18 protein-coding genes are annotated in these 19,084 nt (G+C 39.9%); 4 read left to right on the top strand and 14 right to left on the bottom strand.

Features of this window, described 5'->3' with window-relative positions; all coding sequences use genetic code 11:
• Positions 1 to 11: 11 nt before the first annotated feature.
• The 5 genes from AC1D69_RS10190 to yyaC form a co-directional block, all read right to left on the bottom strand.
• A complete protein-coding gene (locus AC1D69_RS10190; RefSeq protein WP_495456025.1) occupies positions 12 to 2,168 on the bottom strand; it encodes an O-antigen ligase family protein in 2,157 nt (718 codons plus the stop codon).
• A 228-nt stretch (positions 2,169 to 2,396) separates the two neighbouring features.
• Positions 2,397 to 3,575, bottom strand: coding sequence for a class I SAM-dependent methyltransferase (locus tag AC1D69_RS10185; RefSeq protein WP_495456024.1), 1,179 nt, complete (start codon positions 3,573 to 3,575; stop codon positions 2,397 to 2,399).
• 51 nt (positions 3,576 to 3,626) lie between these two features.
• Positions 3,627 to 4,301, bottom strand: a complete 675-nt coding sequence (locus AC1D69_RS10180; protein WP_495456023.1) for a DUF6483 family protein — start codon at positions 4,299 to 4,301, stop codon at positions 3,627 to 3,629.
• A gap of 177 nt (positions 4,302 to 4,478) precedes the next feature.
• Positions 4,479 to 5,273 (bottom strand): alpha/beta fold hydrolase, encoded by a 795-nt coding sequence (locus AC1D69_RS10175; protein WP_495456076.1) that lies wholly within the window; start codon positions 5,271 to 5,273, stop codon positions 4,479 to 4,481.
• An 81-nt stretch (positions 5,274 to 5,354) separates the two neighbouring features.
• Positions 5,355 to 5,900 carry a spore protease YyaC gene (yyaC, locus tag AC1D69_RS10170; protein ID WP_495456022.1) on the bottom strand — a complete coding sequence of 182 codons (546 nt, stop codon included), beginning with the start codon at positions 5,898 to 5,900 and terminating at the stop codon, positions 5,355 to 5,357.
• 181 nt (positions 5,901 to 6,081) lie between these two features.
• On the opposite strand from yyaC, the gene AC1D69_RS10165 reads away from it, so the two are divergent.
• Complete coding sequence (locus AC1D69_RS10165; protein WP_495456021.1) at positions 6,082 to 6,306, top strand: DUF1128 domain-containing protein; 225 nt, start codon at positions 6,082 to 6,084, stop codon at positions 6,304 to 6,306.
• 91 nt (positions 6,307 to 6,397) lie between these two features.
• Here AC1D69_RS10165 and AC1D69_RS10160 read toward each other — a convergent pair whose 3' ends face one another.
• Complete coding sequence (locus AC1D69_RS10160) at positions 6,398 to 7,129, bottom strand: pirin family protein (protein ID WP_495456020.1); 732 nt, start codon at positions 7,127 to 7,129, stop codon at positions 6,398 to 6,400.
• Between the two features lie 247 nt (positions 7,130 to 7,376).
• Here AC1D69_RS10160 and AC1D69_RS10155 point away from each other — a divergent pair, with 247 nt between their 5' ends.
• The 3 genes from AC1D69_RS10155 (at position 7,377) to AC1D69_RS10145 (ending at position 8,535) form a co-directional block, all read left to right on the top strand.
• Positions 7,377 to 7,634 carry a GlsB/YeaQ/YmgE family stress response membrane protein gene (locus AC1D69_RS10155; protein WP_495456019.1) on the top strand — a complete coding sequence of 86 codons (258 nt, stop codon included), beginning with the start codon at positions 7,377 to 7,379 and terminating at the stop codon, positions 7,632 to 7,634.
• A gap of 52 nt (positions 7,635 to 7,686) precedes the next feature.
• On the top strand, positions 7,687 to 8,115 hold the full coding sequence (locus AC1D69_RS10150; RefSeq protein WP_495456018.1) for a YtxH domain-containing protein: 429 nt from the start codon (positions 7,687 to 7,689) through the stop codon (positions 8,113 to 8,115).
• Between the two features lie 99 nt (positions 8,116 to 8,214).
• The gene (locus AC1D69_RS10145; protein WP_495456017.1) at positions 8,215 to 8,535 is read left to right on the top strand and encodes a DUF5665 domain-containing protein; all 321 of its coding nucleotides are present in this window, start codon (positions 8,215 to 8,217) and stop codon (positions 8,533 to 8,535) included.
• 120 nt (positions 8,536 to 8,655) lie between these two features.
• Here AC1D69_RS10145 and AC1D69_RS10140 read toward each other — a convergent pair whose 3' ends face one another.
• The 8 genes from AC1D69_RS10140 to AC1D69_RS10105 form a co-directional block, all read right to left on the bottom strand.
• Entirely contained in the window at positions 8,656 to 9,636 is a 981-nt protein-coding gene (locus AC1D69_RS10140) for a magnesium transporter CorA family protein (RefSeq protein ID WP_495456016.1), read from the bottom strand.
• Between the two features lie 141 nt (positions 9,637 to 9,777).
• Entirely contained in the window at positions 9,778 to 10,548 is a 771-nt protein-coding gene (locus tag AC1D69_RS10135; RefSeq protein WP_495456015.1) for a sigma-70 family RNA polymerase sigma factor, read from the bottom strand.
• Positions 10,545 to 11,000 (bottom strand): anti-sigma B factor RsbW, encoded by a 456-nt coding sequence (gene rsbW / locus AC1D69_RS10130; protein WP_495456014.1) that lies wholly within the window; start codon positions 10,998 to 11,000, stop codon positions 10,545 to 10,547. The genes AC1D69_RS10135 and rsbW overlap by 4 nt, the downstream gene beginning before the upstream one ends.
• Before the next feature lie 21 nt (positions 11,001 to 11,021).
• Entirely contained in the window at positions 11,022 to 11,357 is a 336-nt protein-coding gene (locus tag AC1D69_RS10125) for an STAS domain-containing protein (protein ID WP_495456013.1), read from the bottom strand.
• A gap of 107 nt (positions 11,358 to 11,464) precedes the next feature.
• Positions 11,465 to 13,126, bottom strand: coding sequence for a response regulator (locus tag AC1D69_RS10120; protein WP_495456012.1), 1,662 nt, complete (start codon positions 13,124 to 13,126; stop codon positions 11,465 to 11,467).
• 20 nt (positions 13,127 to 13,146) lie between these two features.
• Positions 13,147 to 14,016, bottom strand: a complete 870-nt coding sequence (locus tag AC1D69_RS10115) for a CheR family methyltransferase (RefSeq protein ID WP_495456075.1) — start codon at positions 14,014 to 14,016, stop codon at positions 13,147 to 13,149.
• Positions 14,017 to 14,051: 35 nt separating this feature from the next.
• A complete protein-coding gene (locus AC1D69_RS10110; protein WP_495456011.1) occupies positions 14,052 to 17,738 on the bottom strand; it encodes a response regulator in 3,687 nt (1,228 codons plus the stop codon).
• Positions 17,739 to 18,905: a SpoIIE family protein phosphatase gene (locus AC1D69_RS10105; RefSeq protein ID WP_495456010.1), complete on the bottom strand. Its 1,167-nt coding sequence runs from the start codon at positions 18,903 to 18,905 to the stop codon at positions 17,739 to 17,741.
• Between the last annotated feature and the right edge of the window lie 179 nt (positions 18,906 to 19,084).

Genomic DNA, 19,084 nt, shown 5'->3' with positions numbered 1-19,084 from the left:
GGATTAGATGGTTATAAATCGGGCAGCGATTGTGCCAGCATATCCAGCTGACTGCCCCATTTCTTAGCTTCCTTTGTTAATAGAAATTGTCTATCATTATGTAATTGTTCTTGGTGTCGCACTAATTCTTCAACCTTATCCTTGTAATCGTTATACTGGCTAACCCCTATTCGGACCAATCGATCGGATTCATCTCGATCCCCTCTAGATAATTGATCGAGGGATAAGGTAAGTAATCTCTCCAGACTATGACTTTGTTTATCCGTATTGTAAGGATCTAAAAGAATGCTCTTGGACAACCATTTTATATATGGCTCACTTTCACCTAGCTCTCCATAAGCGTATGCTAACTTCCATACTAGACCAGGATGTTGTGGGGAATAGGATAAGCTTTGTATCAGTATCGGGATCGCTTCCTTCGGTGTAGATATCTGCACGAACTGAAGTGTTGCATCCGTGTTCATCGGATTCCAGCGTAAGGAAGAACGAAGTAGTCTCTGAGAAGATTCAGCATCCTGCGTCTGCATAGCTTGTTTCTGCAAAATACTACTCATCTCTCCACGAAGGGATAATCCAGTCAAACCTAACGTTATACATAACCATATAATACAAATGACTGTTGGCATGATTAAGTTCAAACGATATCGAGTAGATAAAGACTCTACATTTGGAACCGAAATATCAGTGTCACTTGCGGTAAGTGTAACTCCTTGATGAGCATGATTGCGATACGAGAATCCCCATGCTGCTAACCAAAAGATTAGAAGCCATACGAGCCCAAAACTCCAATCAAAATCTACTGCTGCGTGAAGAACGAATACCAAATAAGTAGGTACTAATGTGCGTTGTTGCTTATATAACATCCAACCGATCCCAATCAACATGAACACCACAATCATAAATCCAATCATTCCGGTATTTAATAAAAGGTCTAGGTATCCACTATGAACTTCACTTCCTACATAGGGTTGGGACTGTATCGAAGCATAAGACATCCGCCAAGTATATCCTCCTTGGCCTAACCAGGGTGCTTGTTGAACTAGTCTCCATGCATCTCGGTAAATGACCCAGCGTGCTGATACCGTTCCATAGTTTGTGGTGAGTCTCTCGTTCACCGTCAACCAGACTGTAACACAACTCGCGATCCATAGAACCACAGCAACGAACATCATCATGATCCTTCGAGTACGAGGATGGCTGAGATGGCTATTGAGCAAGAACTCGCGACTATGTGAAGTAGAGAATGTACGAGCGCGGCCGTGTACCAGCCGCGACAGTCCTAGGCCGGCGAGCGTGCTGCCGGCCCACAGCCCAGCCAGCCACAATAGGCTGGGCCAAAGAACTGGAGCCAGCTGCACCTGTGCCAGCTGGCGGTACAACAGAGCCGCGCCTAAGCATGGCGCGGCAGCAAGAACGAGCGGCGGCACCAGCCTCCGCCGCTCAAGCACGAAGCCGGCGGCCGCGGCCACGCCGGCAGCCACCCAAGCGCCGCGCGACTCGCTGAGGAGCAGCGCGGCGGCATAGGGTGCTATCGGCAGAATGCCTAGTAGCACCCTAGGGTTGGTGGGCCGCTGCTTCATAAGCGGCACCAATGCGAATAGCCGCTCCAACAGGAAGGCGGCCATGATCGCACCGAATGTGTTGGGATACTGGATCATCCCAGCTAATCTTGCACCTGTAGCGCTTATTTCAGGATTCGATGTGAACACAATATTGAAAGGAATATGTATAAGTCCGTAGATATCAAAGATGGCACTAAGTGAAAGTAATAATCCCATACTATGCCAGCCTACTTGAAGGAGAGTTCTCCCCTCTTTCTTGGATCCCACAGCATAAGCTATAACAGCAACCGTCCCTAGCCATCCCCATTTCAACAGTTCAACGGTCGTCCCTTGAGCAGATAGCGGTTCAGATAATCGATGTATGACAAATAGGATCGTTATAAGAAAAGGACATAGGAGTATCCAAATATCAGGAAGTTTCGTTGTATTCTCCCCGATCTTATTGCTCCGAGTTAGCACAGACATGCCAAGGACCAAGGAGATCATACTTATCCCAAGTACAACCCTATATAAGTCCGTTGCAAAAAAGGCCCCTGTCTGCAAGCAACATACAACACCCATCACAAGCAAACCAACACCTGATAATCTTCGCTCCCAACGATTCATATGAACAACCATCCCATCCCATTCGATATTGAACCTATTAAACTTTCACATCGTTTCACAAGCATAAACGGCTTCGCCGTCCTTTAGCGGCGATGAAACGTTTAGCGTTGAAATATAATCCTATTTATAAGCAGAAATACTTATAAATTCTTATATTTAAAAAAAACCGCCCAGCACGGGCGGCTCTTTCTTTATTATAGGAAGTTATGGATATTGTTATACTTCATTCTACTGACGATTAGATCCGGATGGAAGAAGATCTGCACAGGCCTTTTCTAAATAAGGAGATATATGCAGGAAATCACGGAACTCCGTGTATTCTTTCCATAACTGAGTCCGATCACCACTATCCCCTTTTACTGCTCGAATAAGGATATTCTTGGGGGTATGTTCCATGTCAATAAACTCTAGCAGTTGCGTACGGTAACCCATAAGATCTAACAATTTAGCACGCACACCATCTGTCGCAAGCGCAGAGAATCGTTCCTTCAATATGCCATGGGATAGCAACGGGTCTAACAAGGAATTCTTCACTTGATTGAATACTTCATGTTGGCAACACGGTACAGATAGAATAACCGATGCATCCCACCGAATGGCTTTCTCAAGTGCGGCATCTGTTGCTGTATCACAAGCATGAAGAGTGACTACCATATCGACCTTCTCTAGTTCGTTGTAATCTGCGATGTCTCCCACAAGGAACTTTAGATTACTATACTCCAATTTGCTAGCTAACTGATTACAATGTTCAATGACATCTACCTTCAGGTCTAGTCCAACCACATTCAACGTTCTTCGTTCTTGAATAGCTAAATAATGATAAAGCGCAAATGTTAAATAAGATTTACCACAACCGAAATCCACAATGGTCAATGGACTATCCTCAGGCAAGTTTGGAAGAACATCCTCGACCATCTCGAGAAAGCGATTGATCTGTCTGAATTTATCATATCTGCGAGCCAATACTTTACCATCTTCATTCATGATTCCGAGTTCTACTAAGAAGGGAATCGGTTGTCCCTCTTCTAGTACATACTGCTTCTTTCGATTATGAGATAAGTCTGCTTCTGTCTTAGAAGGAGATTTGGTCAGAATCGAGACCTTGAACTTCTTGCTAATTAGAATTTGATAATCCGCTTCAGAAGTACAGATAATTCCTTGACGGAACGTCTGCTCAAAAAGTTCTTCTAAAAGAAGTGTAGCTTCCGAAGCCGTGACATTCTTATGAACCACCTTGTTACTGTAATAATAAGCAAATTGATAATGCAGTACTTTTTTCAGCTCTACCAGTTTAATCTGTACTTTGGTATATGAAATGCCTTCTTTCTTGCGAAGTTGGCTTATCGTTGCCGTAATCATAGAAGAGTCGTCAATCACCTGTTGAATAAGTTTGCGTAATGATTCCAAAAGAGTACATCTCACTTTCTAAAAGTTTGTCTTATCCGTTACAATACCATATTAACTTGGCTCATCCAAATCATTCTTACTCCTATTTTGCTGCATTTCAATTAACCCTTCCATCACTTCCACTCTTGGAAGCCTACCTTGCTCTAGCCTTTCATCTTCTTGACCCGTGAGTCGTTCATAGAATGAGATCCCCTGTGCTGGATCGATTCCGTCTTGTTCTAAAAGACGAAACAACCCATCCTCAGCTTCTGCGTAACTTCCTATTTTCTCATGATATTGAAATAATAGAAGCTCTGTTTTTAACGGAAGGCGATAATCCTGGGTCTGTGTCCGGAGGTTAGCAATCTGTTCTGGGAGGTGTAACAACTCCTTATTTGCACCATGAATATCCGCAATTAAATATAGATGTAATGATTTCATATAACGTGTCAGACCTTCATCGCTTTGTCCTAGTTCCATATATATTTTTCCCTCTTCATTTAGAAGATACGCAGCACCCTGTAGCTTGTCAGATTCAACCGTACCGCCAAAACGAAACATATCCGTTATTTCTTCCGCTGGTAATGAATTTAACAGACGTGAATTAAGAAGAAACTCTTTACTCATTAATTCATCTATTTCCCATAGGGCCTCTGTATGTTTCCGTTCCTTTTTTAAATCAAATACTTTGGCAACCATTTGGGTCATTTCCTCAATCATCCTAATGATGTAGTCTTTACGAAACATATAAATCCCCCTTATAATCCCCAATTTCCGTACGTTTCTTGTTCCACTCATCTTCGATTGTAAGTCATTCATACAAGCAAATCCAGTAAGCTCGCAACGAATGATGTCCCATCCATCGTCACAAAAAATCCGAAGGGCTCAAAAGCCTCCGGATTTGTATGACAATTCGTTATGAAGTTAGTTATTTTTCACCTTGTCCATAAAAGAAATAATACGATTAGCCAACTGATCAGGTGCTTCAATCATACTCATGTGTCCTGCCCCTGCAATCGTTACTTGAGTGACATTAGGTTGGTCCACGGTAAATGTCTTATCTTGTGAAATAATGCCATCCTGTTCTCCTGCAACAAGTAAAACGGGAAGAACGGATGCTGACAACACATCTCGACGATCCGGACGTTCACGCATGGCCATTGCAGCACCAGAAGCCCCCTGCGGTGGTGTTCTATACCCAATTTCTTTTGCAATGTTTATCCATTCTGGATGTGATTCCACATGATCTGGAGCAAATAAACTAGGAATCATGTTATCCACAAAAGATGTGATTCCTTGCGTCTGTATACTACTTACCGCCAGAAGACGTTTCTCCTTTGCCTCTTCACTATCCGGGAAAGCGGTAGAGTGAATAAGTCCAAATCCATTCAATCTAGAGGAATAACGCTGAACAAATGATAGCGTAATATATCCACCTAGCGAATGCCCTAAGAGAGTTACTTTGGAAAGCTCCAGTGAATCTAATAAGTGAAGAACATCATCCGCCATTTGCTCAATCGTATATGCTCCCATGGGCGCATCTGAACTTCCATGACCTCTCAGGTCAGGTACGATACAGCGATAGTGATCGGATAACAATGGAACAACTTGATCCCAATATTCCGAACTTCCACAGAATCCGTGCAGCAGCACTAGAGGTTCTCCTTGGCCTTGTTCTTTATAACAAATTGTATTTCCATCACATAATACTTTTTCCATAGTTAGTCCTTCTTTCTGTTTCGTTCTGTATCGTTTCATATGTACTATTAATCCAAGAAGCGTCATCTTGAAACCGTTTAATTAATAATTCAAGATTCCGAAGCCTTTCATTATAGATCGCGAAATTTGTTGAGCCATGTTCATAACTTGATATAATGAAGTAACTTGCAATGTCCAATAAGGTCTAGGACCGTTCGAATTGACCACTGCAGCTACACTATAGTCTCCTACAGCAGGAAGATTCAATCCGACGGATTGAGCCGGTTGTAATGGTTCGCTAGAGATGTAATAAGATCCTATAGCCGTCGTTTGTCCTAAGCATGCATCGATCGCAATAATAGTATGGTCCGATGGTACTTCTGCTAATCGATCTTCCAGATTACCTGCGTCACATGGCATGGCGAGACTTCCCACGACATGAGGAATTCCATATTCCAATAGTTGGCTTCCCACAAGTGGCCCCAAGGCATCACCTGTAGATCTGTCCGTTCCAATACATAGGAATGTAATGTTATCTAAGGAATGCTCTGCTGCGATATGATGAAAGAACTCAACTAATTGCATCTCATTCTTCTTTTTAGAGTGTCCATTTGCAACATTTACAAGATGTACATCCCTTACCCTCATTGATTCGATCCCCTCCATCATAGGAATTCATTAGAAGTGCTAATTACCTCATTGTATTCCATAATAGAAGCCTTGAGAAGTAACTTAGACGATAGGATTACACCTGAATCATGGAGTGATTAGTGAAGACATGTTACAATACAGGAAGTGTATTTCATATCAAGAGAGGATGGTCCCATTAATGGATTTATCGAATAAAACACCAGAAAATATTGAATATATGATTGAAGAGATTAAAACAAAGTTAAGAATGGCAAGTGGAGCAGCTATGCAGGCTTCCGCATTCTCAATAGATTATTACGAAGATATACAAGATATATACGAATTAGTTATGAAGAAGAATAACCTTAGCATTTCGGAAGTAGAATCCCTTGTATCCGAACTTGGACGGTTACGCCGTCAGTAGAATGAAAGACATAACAATAAGGGTGCCCTAGCCATCATTATGGTATAGGAACACCCTCTTTGTTATGATATAGACTTTTAGATACAACTACTCAAGGAAGATCTACAAGAATGAACTCCGATTTCCCCTCGCTACTACTTCCTTTAATATGCAAATCACATGATTTATGAATTCGTGCTGCGTCTCCTGGTTCTAAATGAAAGGTACCCTCATCGCACTTTATTTCTAAATGACCAGAAATAAGATAGAGATGTGTTCTTCTCTCCTCTTTTTGCGGAAAAACAAGTTCTTGTCCTGTCTCCAAAGTTGGTAAGTAGATGGATACATCTTGTTGGATAGACAATGAATGATCTTCTGGTTTAATGACATTCTGACCAACGACAACCGGTGCCCATTGATTAGTCATTGCCTCTTTAGAGAAATCCCTGTATTCCCATCTTGGTTCTAAATTAGGTTGAGAGGGCAGAAACCACATTTGCAAGAAGCGAACAGGCTCTGTAGTTGATGGATTAGTCTCAGCATGGCTTACTCCTGTTCCTGCACTCATAACCTGAACGGTACCTGCTTCTAATACGTGTTGATTGCCCAGATCATCCTCATGTTGTAACGTTCCTGAGATAACTAGACTCACAATCTCTAGATCATGATGTGGATGTTTCTTAAATCCTTCTTGAGGTTGTAACTGATTATCATTAAGAGCAAGTAGGCAACCGAAGTGGGAATTACTCGGATCATCATAGTCTGCAAATGAGAAGCTAAATTCACTATGAATCCAACCCTTCTCCGACGTATGGCGTTCTGCTGAAGTTACGATCTTAATCATTTCAAAACACCTCCATAGTTTACATAAATTGATTGTGTGAATTTGATATTTATTACTTACCCGTGGCTATATTACTTCAATCATTTTAAAAAAAGCCTATGAATGACTTCCTATAGATGGGCTGATTTCTGCCCCTTAATTCAAGTTATAAGAAGAATTAACCTTGTTTCATCCGTCCTCCTGTAGTTTAATTAACAAGTAAGCAAGACAACAACAACATAACATTTAAACCTAAGGAGGTCTTACTATGTGGGGTATAATTATTAGTATAGTAATGGCAATTATTATCGGATTTATCGGCGACGCGCTGGTAGGTAATAATATGCCGGGAGGTATAATAGGATCTATGATTGCCGGTTTTGTCGGAGCATGGATCGGAGCTTGGTTATTTGGTAGTTGGGGTCCTCAAATTGGTGGATTTGCAGTAGTACCAGCGATTCTGGGAACAGCCATTTTTGTTTTCTTACTAGGTTTATTAAACCGTTTATTTAGACGTGCTGCCTAGATCTACAATATACTTATTACCTATTAAAAATATAACTTAGGAGTGATTTCGTATGAATCAAGAAGAAAAAGACTATCCAGTTCAAAGTGGCGGTACATTCTTTAAAGGTGCATTGATTGGTGGATTAATTGGTGCTGCAGCAGCTCTATTGTTTGCTCCAAAACCAGGTAATGAACTACGCGGAGATTTAAACGACAAGTTATCCCTTATGACTGACAAGACAAAGGAAGTTGCCTGTGTTGTAGGTGATAAAGCAACTGAAATTGCTAAAACAGTCTCTACTAAATCTTCTGATGTCGCTAAAAGCGTTGTTGAAGGTACTAATAACATCGTAGATACCGTAAGAAGTTCTGCTTCTGATGTATCTGAAGAAGTAGCTCATGTGTCTAACGACGTTAAAGAAACTTCCAAAGATGCCGCTAAAGATATCAAAGACACTTCCAAAGATGCTCAGAAAGAACTGAACGCTACAAAATACTAAGCCGTTCGTTCACAGGAAATAGCCGGCTTTCTAAGCTGGCTATTTCTTGCGTCAACATATATGATTTTCCACATTTCACAACGAAAGTGAGGATGTCTTATGACAAAAGTCAGAAATTATGAAGTGGATGAACATCCTTTTGAACTCAGGCATGAGGTAAAGCATCTTAATACTCGACTTGACCAAATTGCCGATATGCTTGATAAAGCTGAATTCAAAGACATCGTTGAGAACTACACTAACCCCAAGAAAAGGATCATTACTAACTTTACAGCAGGTCTCTCACGTGGTCTGGGGTTATCTGTAGGAACTTTTGTTGTTCTAGGTATTCTTGGTTATATCCTAAGTATCTTCGTGGATATGCCTCTCATTGGTAAATACCTTGGCGACCTGCAGAAATATATTGATGCTTACAAGTAGAGACAGCTGCGTGATCCTTCTCCAAGGACGGCATCCGTTTCAGCGGGATATAAGAAATGGCCTGAAGAAATCCTTACACAAGGAATCTTCAGGCCATTTCTTACATCAGTAGTAGTGAAGTTATACATGCTTTTCCTTCGAATTTGCCTTAAGAAGATCACCGGTCCATCCCTTCTTACGCATCCATAAATACATTACTGTCGTTGTTAATCCAATAATCGCTATCATTCCTACAAACCCCCAAGACACTTTCGAGAATGGAATGATGTCGAAGTTCATACCCCAGATGGCACCGATAACAGTAGCTGGGGTAAATACGGCTGTTAATATGGTCAATGTCTTCATGATCTCATTCCCTCTAAAAGCGGAAACGGCATTATCAATTGAAATTAAGGTGTTTATTTCATTATTGTAATGAACAAATAAGGTTTCCATTCTGTCCACTCTATAGAACAATTGATTATAGAACCGGTTATCCTTCATCTCATCATAATATGCTTCCTTAGAAGCAACAACCAACTCTTGAAAAGAGATAAATAAATTATTCCAAAACAGCAAATCATAACGCGAAGCTAAGATCTCATCCATTAGATATCGTTTATTACTTCGTTCCATCTCTTGTTCTAATTCACGCAAATTGCATTCAAATACATCCATCCCTTTATGGAGATAGTGAAGAACCGTTCGAGCGATGACTAATAATCCTTCTACAGCTTGCTCACATTGCTGCAACATCGTCAGTCGATTCTTCCTATTCAATTCCTCCCATGTCTGATCGTCCAGGTTAATCGTAATTAAGGTATCTTTATATACAAAGTAATGGAATTTTCTCACTTCACGTTTATCATTGTGCTTTGTCGCATTCATCGCATATTCTATCGTTCCAAATATACTCGGATTCTTGCCATCCGGAAATCGAACGCTTATGTAATTGGTCTTGAGATGTGGCAGCATATCAAGCCATTCCACTGCGTCAGGATGATCTCTCCGGAGCTTCTCCACTTCTGGTGATAACCAATCATCTGCGACTAAGTCGTGCCACTCCCATTGCTCAGCCACGAATAACAAATTATATTGCCTTCCCCCTATCTTACCCTTCAATGAAGTCCCCTCCTTAGATATATATATCATTCCTTATAATTTCAAAAAGGACACGCTCCTATTCTGCTGAGAGAATATTAGCGTGTCCTGACGAAAGTGAAATTGATCTGTGTCATGTACTGTTGCTTCATAAATTTCCTTTTATAAAGAAGCATTCGTAATAATTTCTCTTAGCTTCTCTGTAGCTCTCTTTTGGATTCTCGATACACTCATTTGAGATATTCCTAACTTCTGAGCAATCGATCTTTGAGATTCACCATCTTGAAAAGCAAGTAACAATACCTTTTGTTCTTGATCCTTAAGCTGATTAAGAGCCTGTTGTAAATCCATACGTTTCTCAACGGAATCATAATCATTGACGTCAGAACTAATTAATTCACCTAAAGTTGCACCCGAATCCTCCTGTGAAAGAGGTGAATCTAACGAAACATAATGATAGCATTCACGACCCGCCAGCACCTCGATCGTCTCTTCTGGTGTTAAATCTAGATATTCAGCAATTTCCTGAACATTAGGAGAGCGTTCGAATTTGACTGTCAATTCATCAATCGCATGCTGAACTTGGGCACCTTTCTCCTTAATTCTTCGTGGAACTTGAATATACCACGATTTATCTCGAAGAAAGTTCTTCATATGTCCGATCATACTCTTCATAGCATATGGCTCAAATGGAATCCCCATACTAATGTCATACTGTTTCAGCAGACGAATCAAAGCCATCTGACCTACTTGATATAAATCCTCATAAAGATCAGGACGATTACGAGAGATTTTACCTGAAGCCATCTTGACCATCGGTTCATATTTTTTTATAAGTACAGTCGCTATTTCATTATCTTGTGTCTGCTGGTATTCCCAGATCAGACCCACTGCTTCGCTCATGGACTCGGGGGGAGTCACATTCTCACTCATACTACTTCCTCACTTTTCATGATACGCTTCTTAAGTACAACTTTCGTACCATGACCCGCTTGACTTTCTACACTAACATCATCCATAAGCGCCTGCATTAAATAGAACCCTAGCCCCCCAATTTGGGCGTCATCTAGTTCTTTATCATGTAACGAACTACGTTCAGATTGAGCAGCTACACTGTCAAAGCTCTCCCCTTCGTCCTTGACAATAATAGATAAATTATCACCATCTATTTCAAAAGTAACTTCGACCATTCCATCTTTCTGCCCATAAGCATACAGCACAGAATTATTACAAGCTTCGGATACAGCTACTTTCATATCTTCAATTTCCTCATATGAAAAACCCATTTTGGAGGCAATACCATACAAATTCAATCTCACAATATCAACATAATCAGCACTAGCGGGTAATGTTATTACCACTTTCTGAACTGCTTCACCATTCATTTATCTTTCGATCCTTTCCTATTAGGAATTCTCTTTAGGTGCAAAGAACTTGGCAATACCCGTCATATCAAATAATTTTTGAATCTGTGGCGGAACTTCTTCAACAAGAAACTTAGAACTCATCCCATGTCTTGCTTTTAGAATAGATAATAAAATCCCAATACCCGTGCTGTCAATGTACTTTAGGTCTTTTAAATTAATGATAAGATCCCGGTTCGCATCTCCAACCAACGGTTCCATCACTAGTCGGAATTCTGGAGCAACAGATAAATCCAATTCTCCAGAAAGAAAAACTGTGCTTACTCCATCGTTCACTTCCGTTGTAGCATTAAACTTTTCGTTATTATTTATATTCATCGTCATTCTCTCCTGAAAATAGGTTTTTACTATCAATATTCATAACCCTATTTAGTGATGGTTGAAACAACTTACACTCAAAATAACTTTTGTTAATTATGCCCTCATCATAAAAGTTGATTCACCTGTAGGGGGAGATTGTTCGCGTAGAGCGATAATATTTGATTAACACTACTCATGTGAATGGGTTTACTAATATAATTATCCATTCCAGCTTCAGAACATCGTTGTTCAATGCCTTCCATCACATTCGCTGTCATAGCAATGATAATAGGCTGTTCCTCTGCTGAAGAGATAGATGCTCGGATCTTTGCCGTGGCTTCCAATCCGCCCATTACAGGCATCTGTAAGTCTATGAATATCACTTTGTAGCCATTGTTATTCTGAATCATCTCTAAGGCATGTGACCCATCAACAGCGATATCAGCTGATAGGCCTAACTTATAGAGCATACTTACCATCAGTTTCTGGTTCACAGGATGATCGTCCACAATTAATACGCTAGCCTCAAGCCGCTCTCTTTTGGCTACTGGCAATCCCAGATTATCTACGAGACACAGTTCACGTTCTTCATCATTCAACTGTCGAACAACGATGTTGAATACAAACGTAGCCCCTTCTTCATCCATTGATTCCGCGTAAATGCTACCACCCATCATTTCAACCATGGATTTGCAGATGGCAAGGCCAAGGCCTGTACCTCCATATTTACGATTCATAGATGAATCCAGTTGAGAAAATGGTAAGAATAATTTATCAAGCTTGTCATTGGAGAGTCCAATTCCTGTATCTTTTATCGTAAACTCGATCGTCAAATGATCCTCATCGCTTTGTTGGAGTGATACCACTAGGTAAACCCCACCCTGAGCGGTGAATTTGATGGCATTGGAGATTAGATTAATAAGAACTTGCCGAAGTCGGTTCATATCACCATATACAACTTCAGGGATATTATCATCCATAAAGTAAACCAACTCCAGATTCTTCTTACTTGCATCCATTGCAAAAAGACTAATTACTTCTTGGACACAAGCCTGTACATCAAATGGATGTTCTTCAAGCTCCATTTTACCTGATTCCATCTTGGTGAAGTCTAGTATGTCATTTATGACAGCGACAAGAGCATCTGCACTCGTTCGAATAATCTCAGAATACTCCTTCTGATCATCTTGTAGTTCAGTCTCCATTAGAAGATCAATCATTCCGATAACGCCATTCATAGGGGTACGAATTTCATGACTCATCATCGCTAGGAATTCAGTCTTTGCTTTCACAGCAATTTCTGCAGCTTCCTTCGCCACAATAAGTTCCCGATTCATTTTCTCTAGTTCTTGCGTTTTTTGTTGAAGTATCATGGACTGCGTTTTGTGTTTCTTATTCGTCAAATACATTTCCACAAATCCCTCAATCTTAGACTTCAAGATTTGAGGGATAAAAGGTTTGACCATATAATCGATTGCTCCAGCGGAGTAACCAGCGAATAAGTGCTCTGCCTCTTTACTGTTTGCCGAGATAAATATGATGGGGATTTCCTTCGTCTTTTCCCGTGCCTTTATTAGTTTTGCGGTTTCGATCCCGTCCAATCCAGGCATTTGCACATCCAATATAATCACGGCAAACTCATTTTTCAACAGGCATCGTAAAGCTTCTTCTCCTGAAGTTGCCTTGATAAGATTATATTGTTCACTCTCGAGGACAGCCTCAAGCGCGAGCAAATTTTCTGGTCGGTCATCTACCAAAAGGATATGAATCGGTTCGAGAAACCCCATGCTATCTTCCTCCATTCTTCTCAATCTATTTTACGATATATTTTTTCTACTCGATCCAGTACCTCATATGAACTTCCAAAGTCTGTATGCTGTATGGATTCCTTAGAGCCCAATACTAGAATTCCAAAATGACTCAGGCTCTCGTGAAATAACCCATGTACACGATCTCGAAGTTTATCATTAAAGTAAATCATAACGTTACGGCATAAGATGACGTTAAATTCATTAAATGAGCGGTCGGTCGCTAAGTTATGTTCTGAGAAGATCATGTTTTTCTGTAAAAAAGGTTTGAAAATAACTGAGTTATATTTGGCTGTATAATATTCTGAGAAAGAACCGGTTCCACCCGCTTCTATATAATTCTTGGTATATAATTTCATTTTCTCAATTCCAAATATACCTGACTGAGCTTGTTTTAAAGAGTGATTATTCATATCTGTGGCATAAATACGTGTCTTATCGTAAAGACCCTCTTCATGTAGAAGGATGGCCATAGAATATACTTCTTCTCCCGTTGAACACCCCGCATGCCATATACGAAGATATGGATACGTACGAAGGATTGGAACTACATTTTCTCGAAATGACTTGAACAGTCCTGGGTCCCTAAACATCTCTGTAACAGGGATAGATAAACTATGAACCAAGCGATCAAATGTACCACGGTCATGAAGCACTCTCTCCTGAAGAGAAGAAATGTTTTTCAGTTGATTCATTTTTATGAAATTCCATATTCTCCGCTTTAGGGATGGAGTCGCGTAATCTCTAAAGTCGTGACCGTATAACCGATGCATCCCATCCAACAACAGTTCCAACTCAATATCCTCTCTTTCAGAGTCCATTGCGTTTCCTATTTGGTGTTCATCCTCAGGACCGTTCCATGAAGTCATAATATTACCTACTTCCATATTAAATACCAATATTATTATGCATATAACCATACGCGCATCAATGATAAGAGTTGTTCTGTTTGAATCGGCTTCTTAACATAATCAGAAGCACCGGCTTCAATGCATTTAGATCGATCCTCTTTCATGGCCTTCGCAGTAAGTGCAATGATGGGTAACTTCTGAAATTCTGGAATTTGCCTAATTTGACGCATGGCCTCATATCCATCCATTTCAGGCATCATCATATCCATTAAGATCAGATCGAAATCAGGTTGTTTATCTAAAATATCTAAGGCATCTTTTCCGTTCTCGGCGAAAACGACTTCCATATGATAACTTTCCAATACACTGGATAAAGCGAAGACGTTACGAATATCATCATCGACGAGTAATATTTTTTTATTCTCAAAAAGTGCCTCTTTATTATGAAGTTTCTGCAAAATTTCACGTTTATCATCGGGTAAGTTTGCCTCAACGCGATGTAAAAATAACGTCGTCTCGTCTAATAATCTTTCCGGAGATCGCACATCTTTAATAATAATGGTCTCGGCATATTTACGTAAGATCATTTCCTCTTTCGTATTCAATTCCTTACCCGTATAGATGATGATTGGGAGATCAGCTAACTGTTCATCTTCCCGAATCTGGTCAAGAAGTTCAAATCCTGTCATATCTGTCAGCATTAGATCCAAAACCATACAATCGTATTTCTGTTTGTGAAGTTCTTTCAAAGCATCTTTACCTGATGAAGCAGCTGTAATAGCCACATCATCATGATCTATAAATTCAATAATAGCATTACGCTGTACATCATCATCTTCAACGATTAACAAATGTTTTAGAGAATTCTCTGTGTAAGATTCAATGTATGAAAAGGCCTTTTCTAGCGAATCCTTAGAAGAAGGTTTCTGTAGGTATGCTATTGCTCCCAATCGTAAACCTTGCTTCACGTCATCTACGACAGAAACGATATGAACGGGTATATGCCGGGTAAGGGCGGAGTTCTTCAACACACCCATGATAGACCATCCATCCATGACAGGGAGTTGAATATCCAGAATAATAGCGCTAGGAAGATAATCCTGTGCCATTTTTAATCCTATATCACCTTGTGTAGCAATTAATGCCTTGAACCCTCGTTCTCGAGCCATATCCAATAATATACTTGCAAAATGCACATCATCCTCAATGATGAGTATGACTTTATCCTCTTCACCTATGTTGTCGCGATCATCCTTTATAGGTTCGTTTATCATGACCTTAGGTTCTAACCTCATATTATTTGAAAAATCTGTATCTATACGATGCATTCTACGCGGTATCAAAGCTTCTGAGGTAGATGCTGCTGCTTCCTTTTCTCCAGAGAATACTTCATTCGTAGAATCGATAGGTAGGAATAGCGTGAAACAACTTCCTTCCCCTTCCTTAGAATCTACTGCAATGCATCCTCCAAGAAGAGCTGCAAGTTCACGACTAATGGACAATCCTAGTCCCGTACCCCCATATTTACGGCTGGTTGTGCCATCTACCTGTTGGAATGCTTCAAATATTAGTTCTAATTTATCACTGGGAATACCAATACCCGTATCTTTTACAGCTAGAGCAATATAGTCGACATCCTTGTTTAGCATACTAGGAAGATCACTAGATACTGCTCGGCTTATACGGAAGTTAATAGATCCTTTGCTCGTAAACTTAATGGCATTCGTAAACAAATTACGAATAATCTGTTTCACACGATGATCATCTGTCATGATTTCATCAGGAAGATCTGTACCATATTCAACATGAAGTTCTATCTGGTTCTTGTCTGCTAATGGTTTGAAATTCTGTTGAACAAATTCATCTAAATTGGTGAGCTTGACCATCTCTTGGTTAATATCCATTTTACCTGCATCAACCTTGGATAAGTCAAGAATTTCATCAATCATTTTAAGTAAATCAGCACCCGACATATAAATCGTCCGGGCATATTCGATCTGCTTACTTGTGAGATTGCCACCTTTATTCTCCGTTAGCAACTGTGACAGAATAAGCAGGCTATTGAGTGGTGTACGTAATTCATGTGACATATTAGCTAAGAATTCCGACTTATATTTACTAGTAACTGCTAGCTGGACGGTCTGTTTTTCCAACTGAGAACTTGTTTTTTCAATTTCAAAGTTCTTTTCTTCTAACTGTTGCATTTGATCTTCCATTGACCGCGACTTCGCAACTAACTCTGTATTGAATTGTTCAAGTTCCTCTTGTTGACTCTGTAACTGCACTTCAGATCTCTTAAGCGCAATTGTCTGCTCTTCTAAATGCTCGTTCGAACGACGTAATTCTTCTTGTTGAGACTGTAGTTCCTCTGATTGACATTGTAATTCTTCTGTTAAAGCCTGTGACTCACGTAACAAGTGTTCCACATGAATTCGACTGCGTATATTATTAAGAATAATTCCTAGACTGCTACTCAGCTGTGCTATTAATTGTCGTTGGAGTGGTGTGAATTCTGACAATGAGGCCAGTTCTATAACACCCAATAGATCATCTTCAAATACCACTGGATAGATCATCAAACTTATAGGTAATGATTCTCCAAGCCCAGATTTGATAGAGACATATTGATCAGGAACATCTGTAATATAGATAGGTTTCTTATCCATGGCGCTCTGGCCCAGTAGTCCTTCTCCAATATCAAAGTACCCTTTCGTCAGTACCTCTTCTGATCCAGCATAAGTTCCGTATTTAAATAGACGATTAGGTTTGTCATTTTCACCTTGAATATACACCACACCATAATGTGCCCCTAACACGGGTGTGAATTCATTAATAAAGGTCTGAGATACCTGCTCTAATGTATTCACTCCACGGAGTAACTCCGTGACTTTGCTCGTATTAGAACTAAGCCAACTTTGATCCTTTTGGGCTTCGAGATAGCTCTTCTCGAGTTCTTGTTTTTCCTCTATATCTTCTGCCATCTGTTTAAATACTCGCCCAACATCACCAATCTCATCCTTAGAAGTAACTTTCAGACGACGAATCATTCTAATATTTCCTTTGCCAAAACTATGAATCATCATGTTAACCGTTTTAAGACCCTTACTGATACTTGGGATAACCCATAGAATGATACCCAGTCCTATCATCAGTCCTGCAACCATAATGCCGGTTGTTATTTGAATAGATCGGTTATACTCAGCATTAGCCGTATTCATCTCTTTATCAATCATGCGATCTTGATAAGTCGCCAATTCATTCAAATTATCTAATGCTTCCATCTGGATCGATAGCCCTGTATTATCTCGGTATGTTGTTGCTTCCTCATACATGCCATTCGTCATTAATTCTAGTTCTTTTTGTTCAAATATAACGAATTGATCCCAAGAGACTCGTACACGATCCAGCATCTCTTTCTCATCTACATTGTTATTGGATTCACTAATTGTCTGCAATCTCTTTTCTGCATTAGTCATCGCTGAAGATAGTTCTTTACGTTCGTCTAAACTAATAGCAGAATTCGCATCTTTACTAAGCAATAGGTTAACGAGAATCCGCGAAGCATTATTCACTTCACCGCGCATGCCACTCGAATTCCGCACCTTCGTATATCTTTGCTCATAGACTGTATCCAATTGCTTATTCATATAATCTAACCGATCATATCCCACAAGCGTCAATATCATCAGAATGACCATCATAGAACCGAATCCAAGCAACAATTTTGTTTTTAATCTCATTTAGGCATCTCCCCCTTCTTTAAGTGAGATCCACACCAGACATTTGTCATCATCACGTTCTTGTTCTAATTCATTATTAAAAAAAACATGTTTCATCTTTTCTTCATTCCAAACATGACTACCCTCGAAATGCCCGATCAAGAAAGTCATCTGTTCATCATGGTCACCTGCAATAATCTCCATCAGACCATCTGTATATAATGCTATATGGCTCTCTCCTTCATAATAAAAAGTTTGTTGCTCCACTTCGATCTTATCAAACAGTCCCACAGGGCAACTTCCTTGAGTTAGCATCTCTACACTTCCATTCTTTTGGAAAAAGAGTGCTGGTGGATGCCCTGCATTCACGTAGTCAATTCTCTTCATACGGGTATCCACTACTAAATATATCGCTGTGAAATAATATTGAATGAGCTCATTCTCAATATATAGTTGATTACATCTTCTATTCAATTCCTGAATGACTTTCTCAGGTTCGACATACGTGGTGACCGTATCCTTTAATACGGATGCTATAAACATACAGACTAGCGAAGACGAAATACCGTGTCCCATCATATCAAGCAGAATAACACCATATCGTCCATCCCCTAGTCGATACCATACATACAAATCTCCTGCTAATTCTGCCGAAGGTTGATAAAGTGCATGAATTTCAAATAAATCATCTTCAATAGGAGGACTGAGAACGGCATTCTGAACCAAAGCAGCTAATCTTAGCTCCTCTTGAATCCTTTGATCTCGCTCCTTATGCCAATCGTTCTCTTTTTTAAGACGTAACGCAAGGCGAATTCTTGCCATGAGCTCCACTTTATTGATCGGTTTGGTTACATAATCTGTAGCCCCACTGTCCAACGCTTCAGCAAGCTTCTTGGAATCTCCTACTGCCGTCACCATAATGATCGGAATATCCTTTAAATGTTCATACTGTTGGATAATACGGCATGCTTCAATTCCATCCATTTCAGGCATCATCATATCAAGTAGAATGAGATCGACATCGCTCTTCTTAGGTATAACCTCATCGGGATGATTAGCAATCCCTAGAAACTCGAACATCCCTTTAGCAGATGGAGCAGTAAGTGTATCTAAATAGCTTTCTTTTTTCAGAATTTCACGTATAATAATGACATTCGTAGGATTGTCATCCACTATTAATATAGACATAGTTCGCTCCTTAAGATCATATTAACGGAATACCGCATTATCGAAACTAACATAACAAGCCGTGACTTAAGGCCTGAGTATTCATCATATTTCTTTTTTTCATACTATATAACTATATACCATAACCAAGCTTTAATCAGAGGAAACTTCTTTCATTACAGTGATTTATATGGTGTACA

The organism is Paenibacillus sp. Y301, from assembly GCF_059445505.1.
Note: the sequence above shows the minus strand (reverse complement) of the source record. Positions and strands in the feature narration are given on the sequence as shown.

Coding starts and splice junctions, on each gene's coding strand:
- AC1D69_RS10120 (WP_495456012.1), bottom strand. CDS start 13,126: ATGGGGTTTCTCGAACCGATTCATATCCTTTTGGTAGATGACCGACCA.
- AC1D69_RS10145 (WP_495456017.1), top strand. CDS start 8,215: ATGACAAAAGTCAGAAATTATGAAGTGGATGAACATCCTTTTGAACTC.
- AC1D69_RS10180 (WP_495456023.1), bottom strand. CDS start 4,301: ATGTTTCGTAAAGACTACATCATTAGGATGATTGAGGAAATGACCCAA.
- rsbW (WP_495456014.1), bottom strand. CDS start 11,000: ATGAATGGTGAAGCAGTTCAGAAAGTGGTAATAACATTACCCGCTAGT.
- AC1D69_RS10115 (WP_495456075.1), bottom strand. CDS start 14,016: ATGACTTCATGGAACGGTCCTGAGGATGAACACCAAATAGGAAACGCA.
- AC1D69_RS10160 (WP_495456020.1), bottom strand. CDS start 7,129: ATGATTAAGATCGTAACTTCAGCAGAACGCCATACGTCGGAGAAGGGT.
- AC1D69_RS10150 (WP_495456018.1), top strand. CDS start 7,687: ATGAATCAAGAAGAAAAAGACTATCCAGTTCAAAGTGGCGGTACATTC.
- yyaC (WP_495456022.1), bottom strand. CDS start 5,900: ATGAGGGTAAGGGATGTACATCTTGTAAATGTTGCAAATGGACACTCT.
- AC1D69_RS10190 (WP_495456025.1), bottom strand. CDS start 2,168: ATGAATCGTTGGGAGCGAAGATTATCAGGTGTTGGTTTGCTTGTGATG.
- AC1D69_RS10125 (WP_495456013.1), bottom strand. CDS start 11,357: ATGAATATAAATAATAACGAAAAGTTTAATGCTACAACGGAAGTGAAC.
- AC1D69_RS10110 (WP_495456011.1), bottom strand. CDS start 17,738: ATGAGATTAAAAACAAAATTGTTGCTTGGATTCGGTTCTATGATGGTC.
- AC1D69_RS10105 (WP_495456010.1), bottom strand. CDS start 18,905: ATGTCTATATTAATAGTGGATGACAATCCTACGAATGTCATTATTATA.
- AC1D69_RS10155 (WP_495456019.1), top strand. CDS start 7,377: ATGTGGGGTATAATTATTAGTATAGTAATGGCAATTATTATCGGATTT.
- AC1D69_RS10165 (WP_495456021.1), top strand. CDS start 6,082: ATGGATTTATCGAATAAAACACCAGAAAATATTGAATATATGATTGAA.
- AC1D69_RS10135 (WP_495456015.1), bottom strand. CDS start 10,548: ATGAGTGAGAATGTGACTCCCCCCGAGTCCATGAGCGAAGCAGTGGGT.
- AC1D69_RS10175 (WP_495456076.1), bottom strand. CDS start 5,273: ATGGAAAAAGTATTATGTGATGGAAATACAATTTGTTATAAAGAACAA.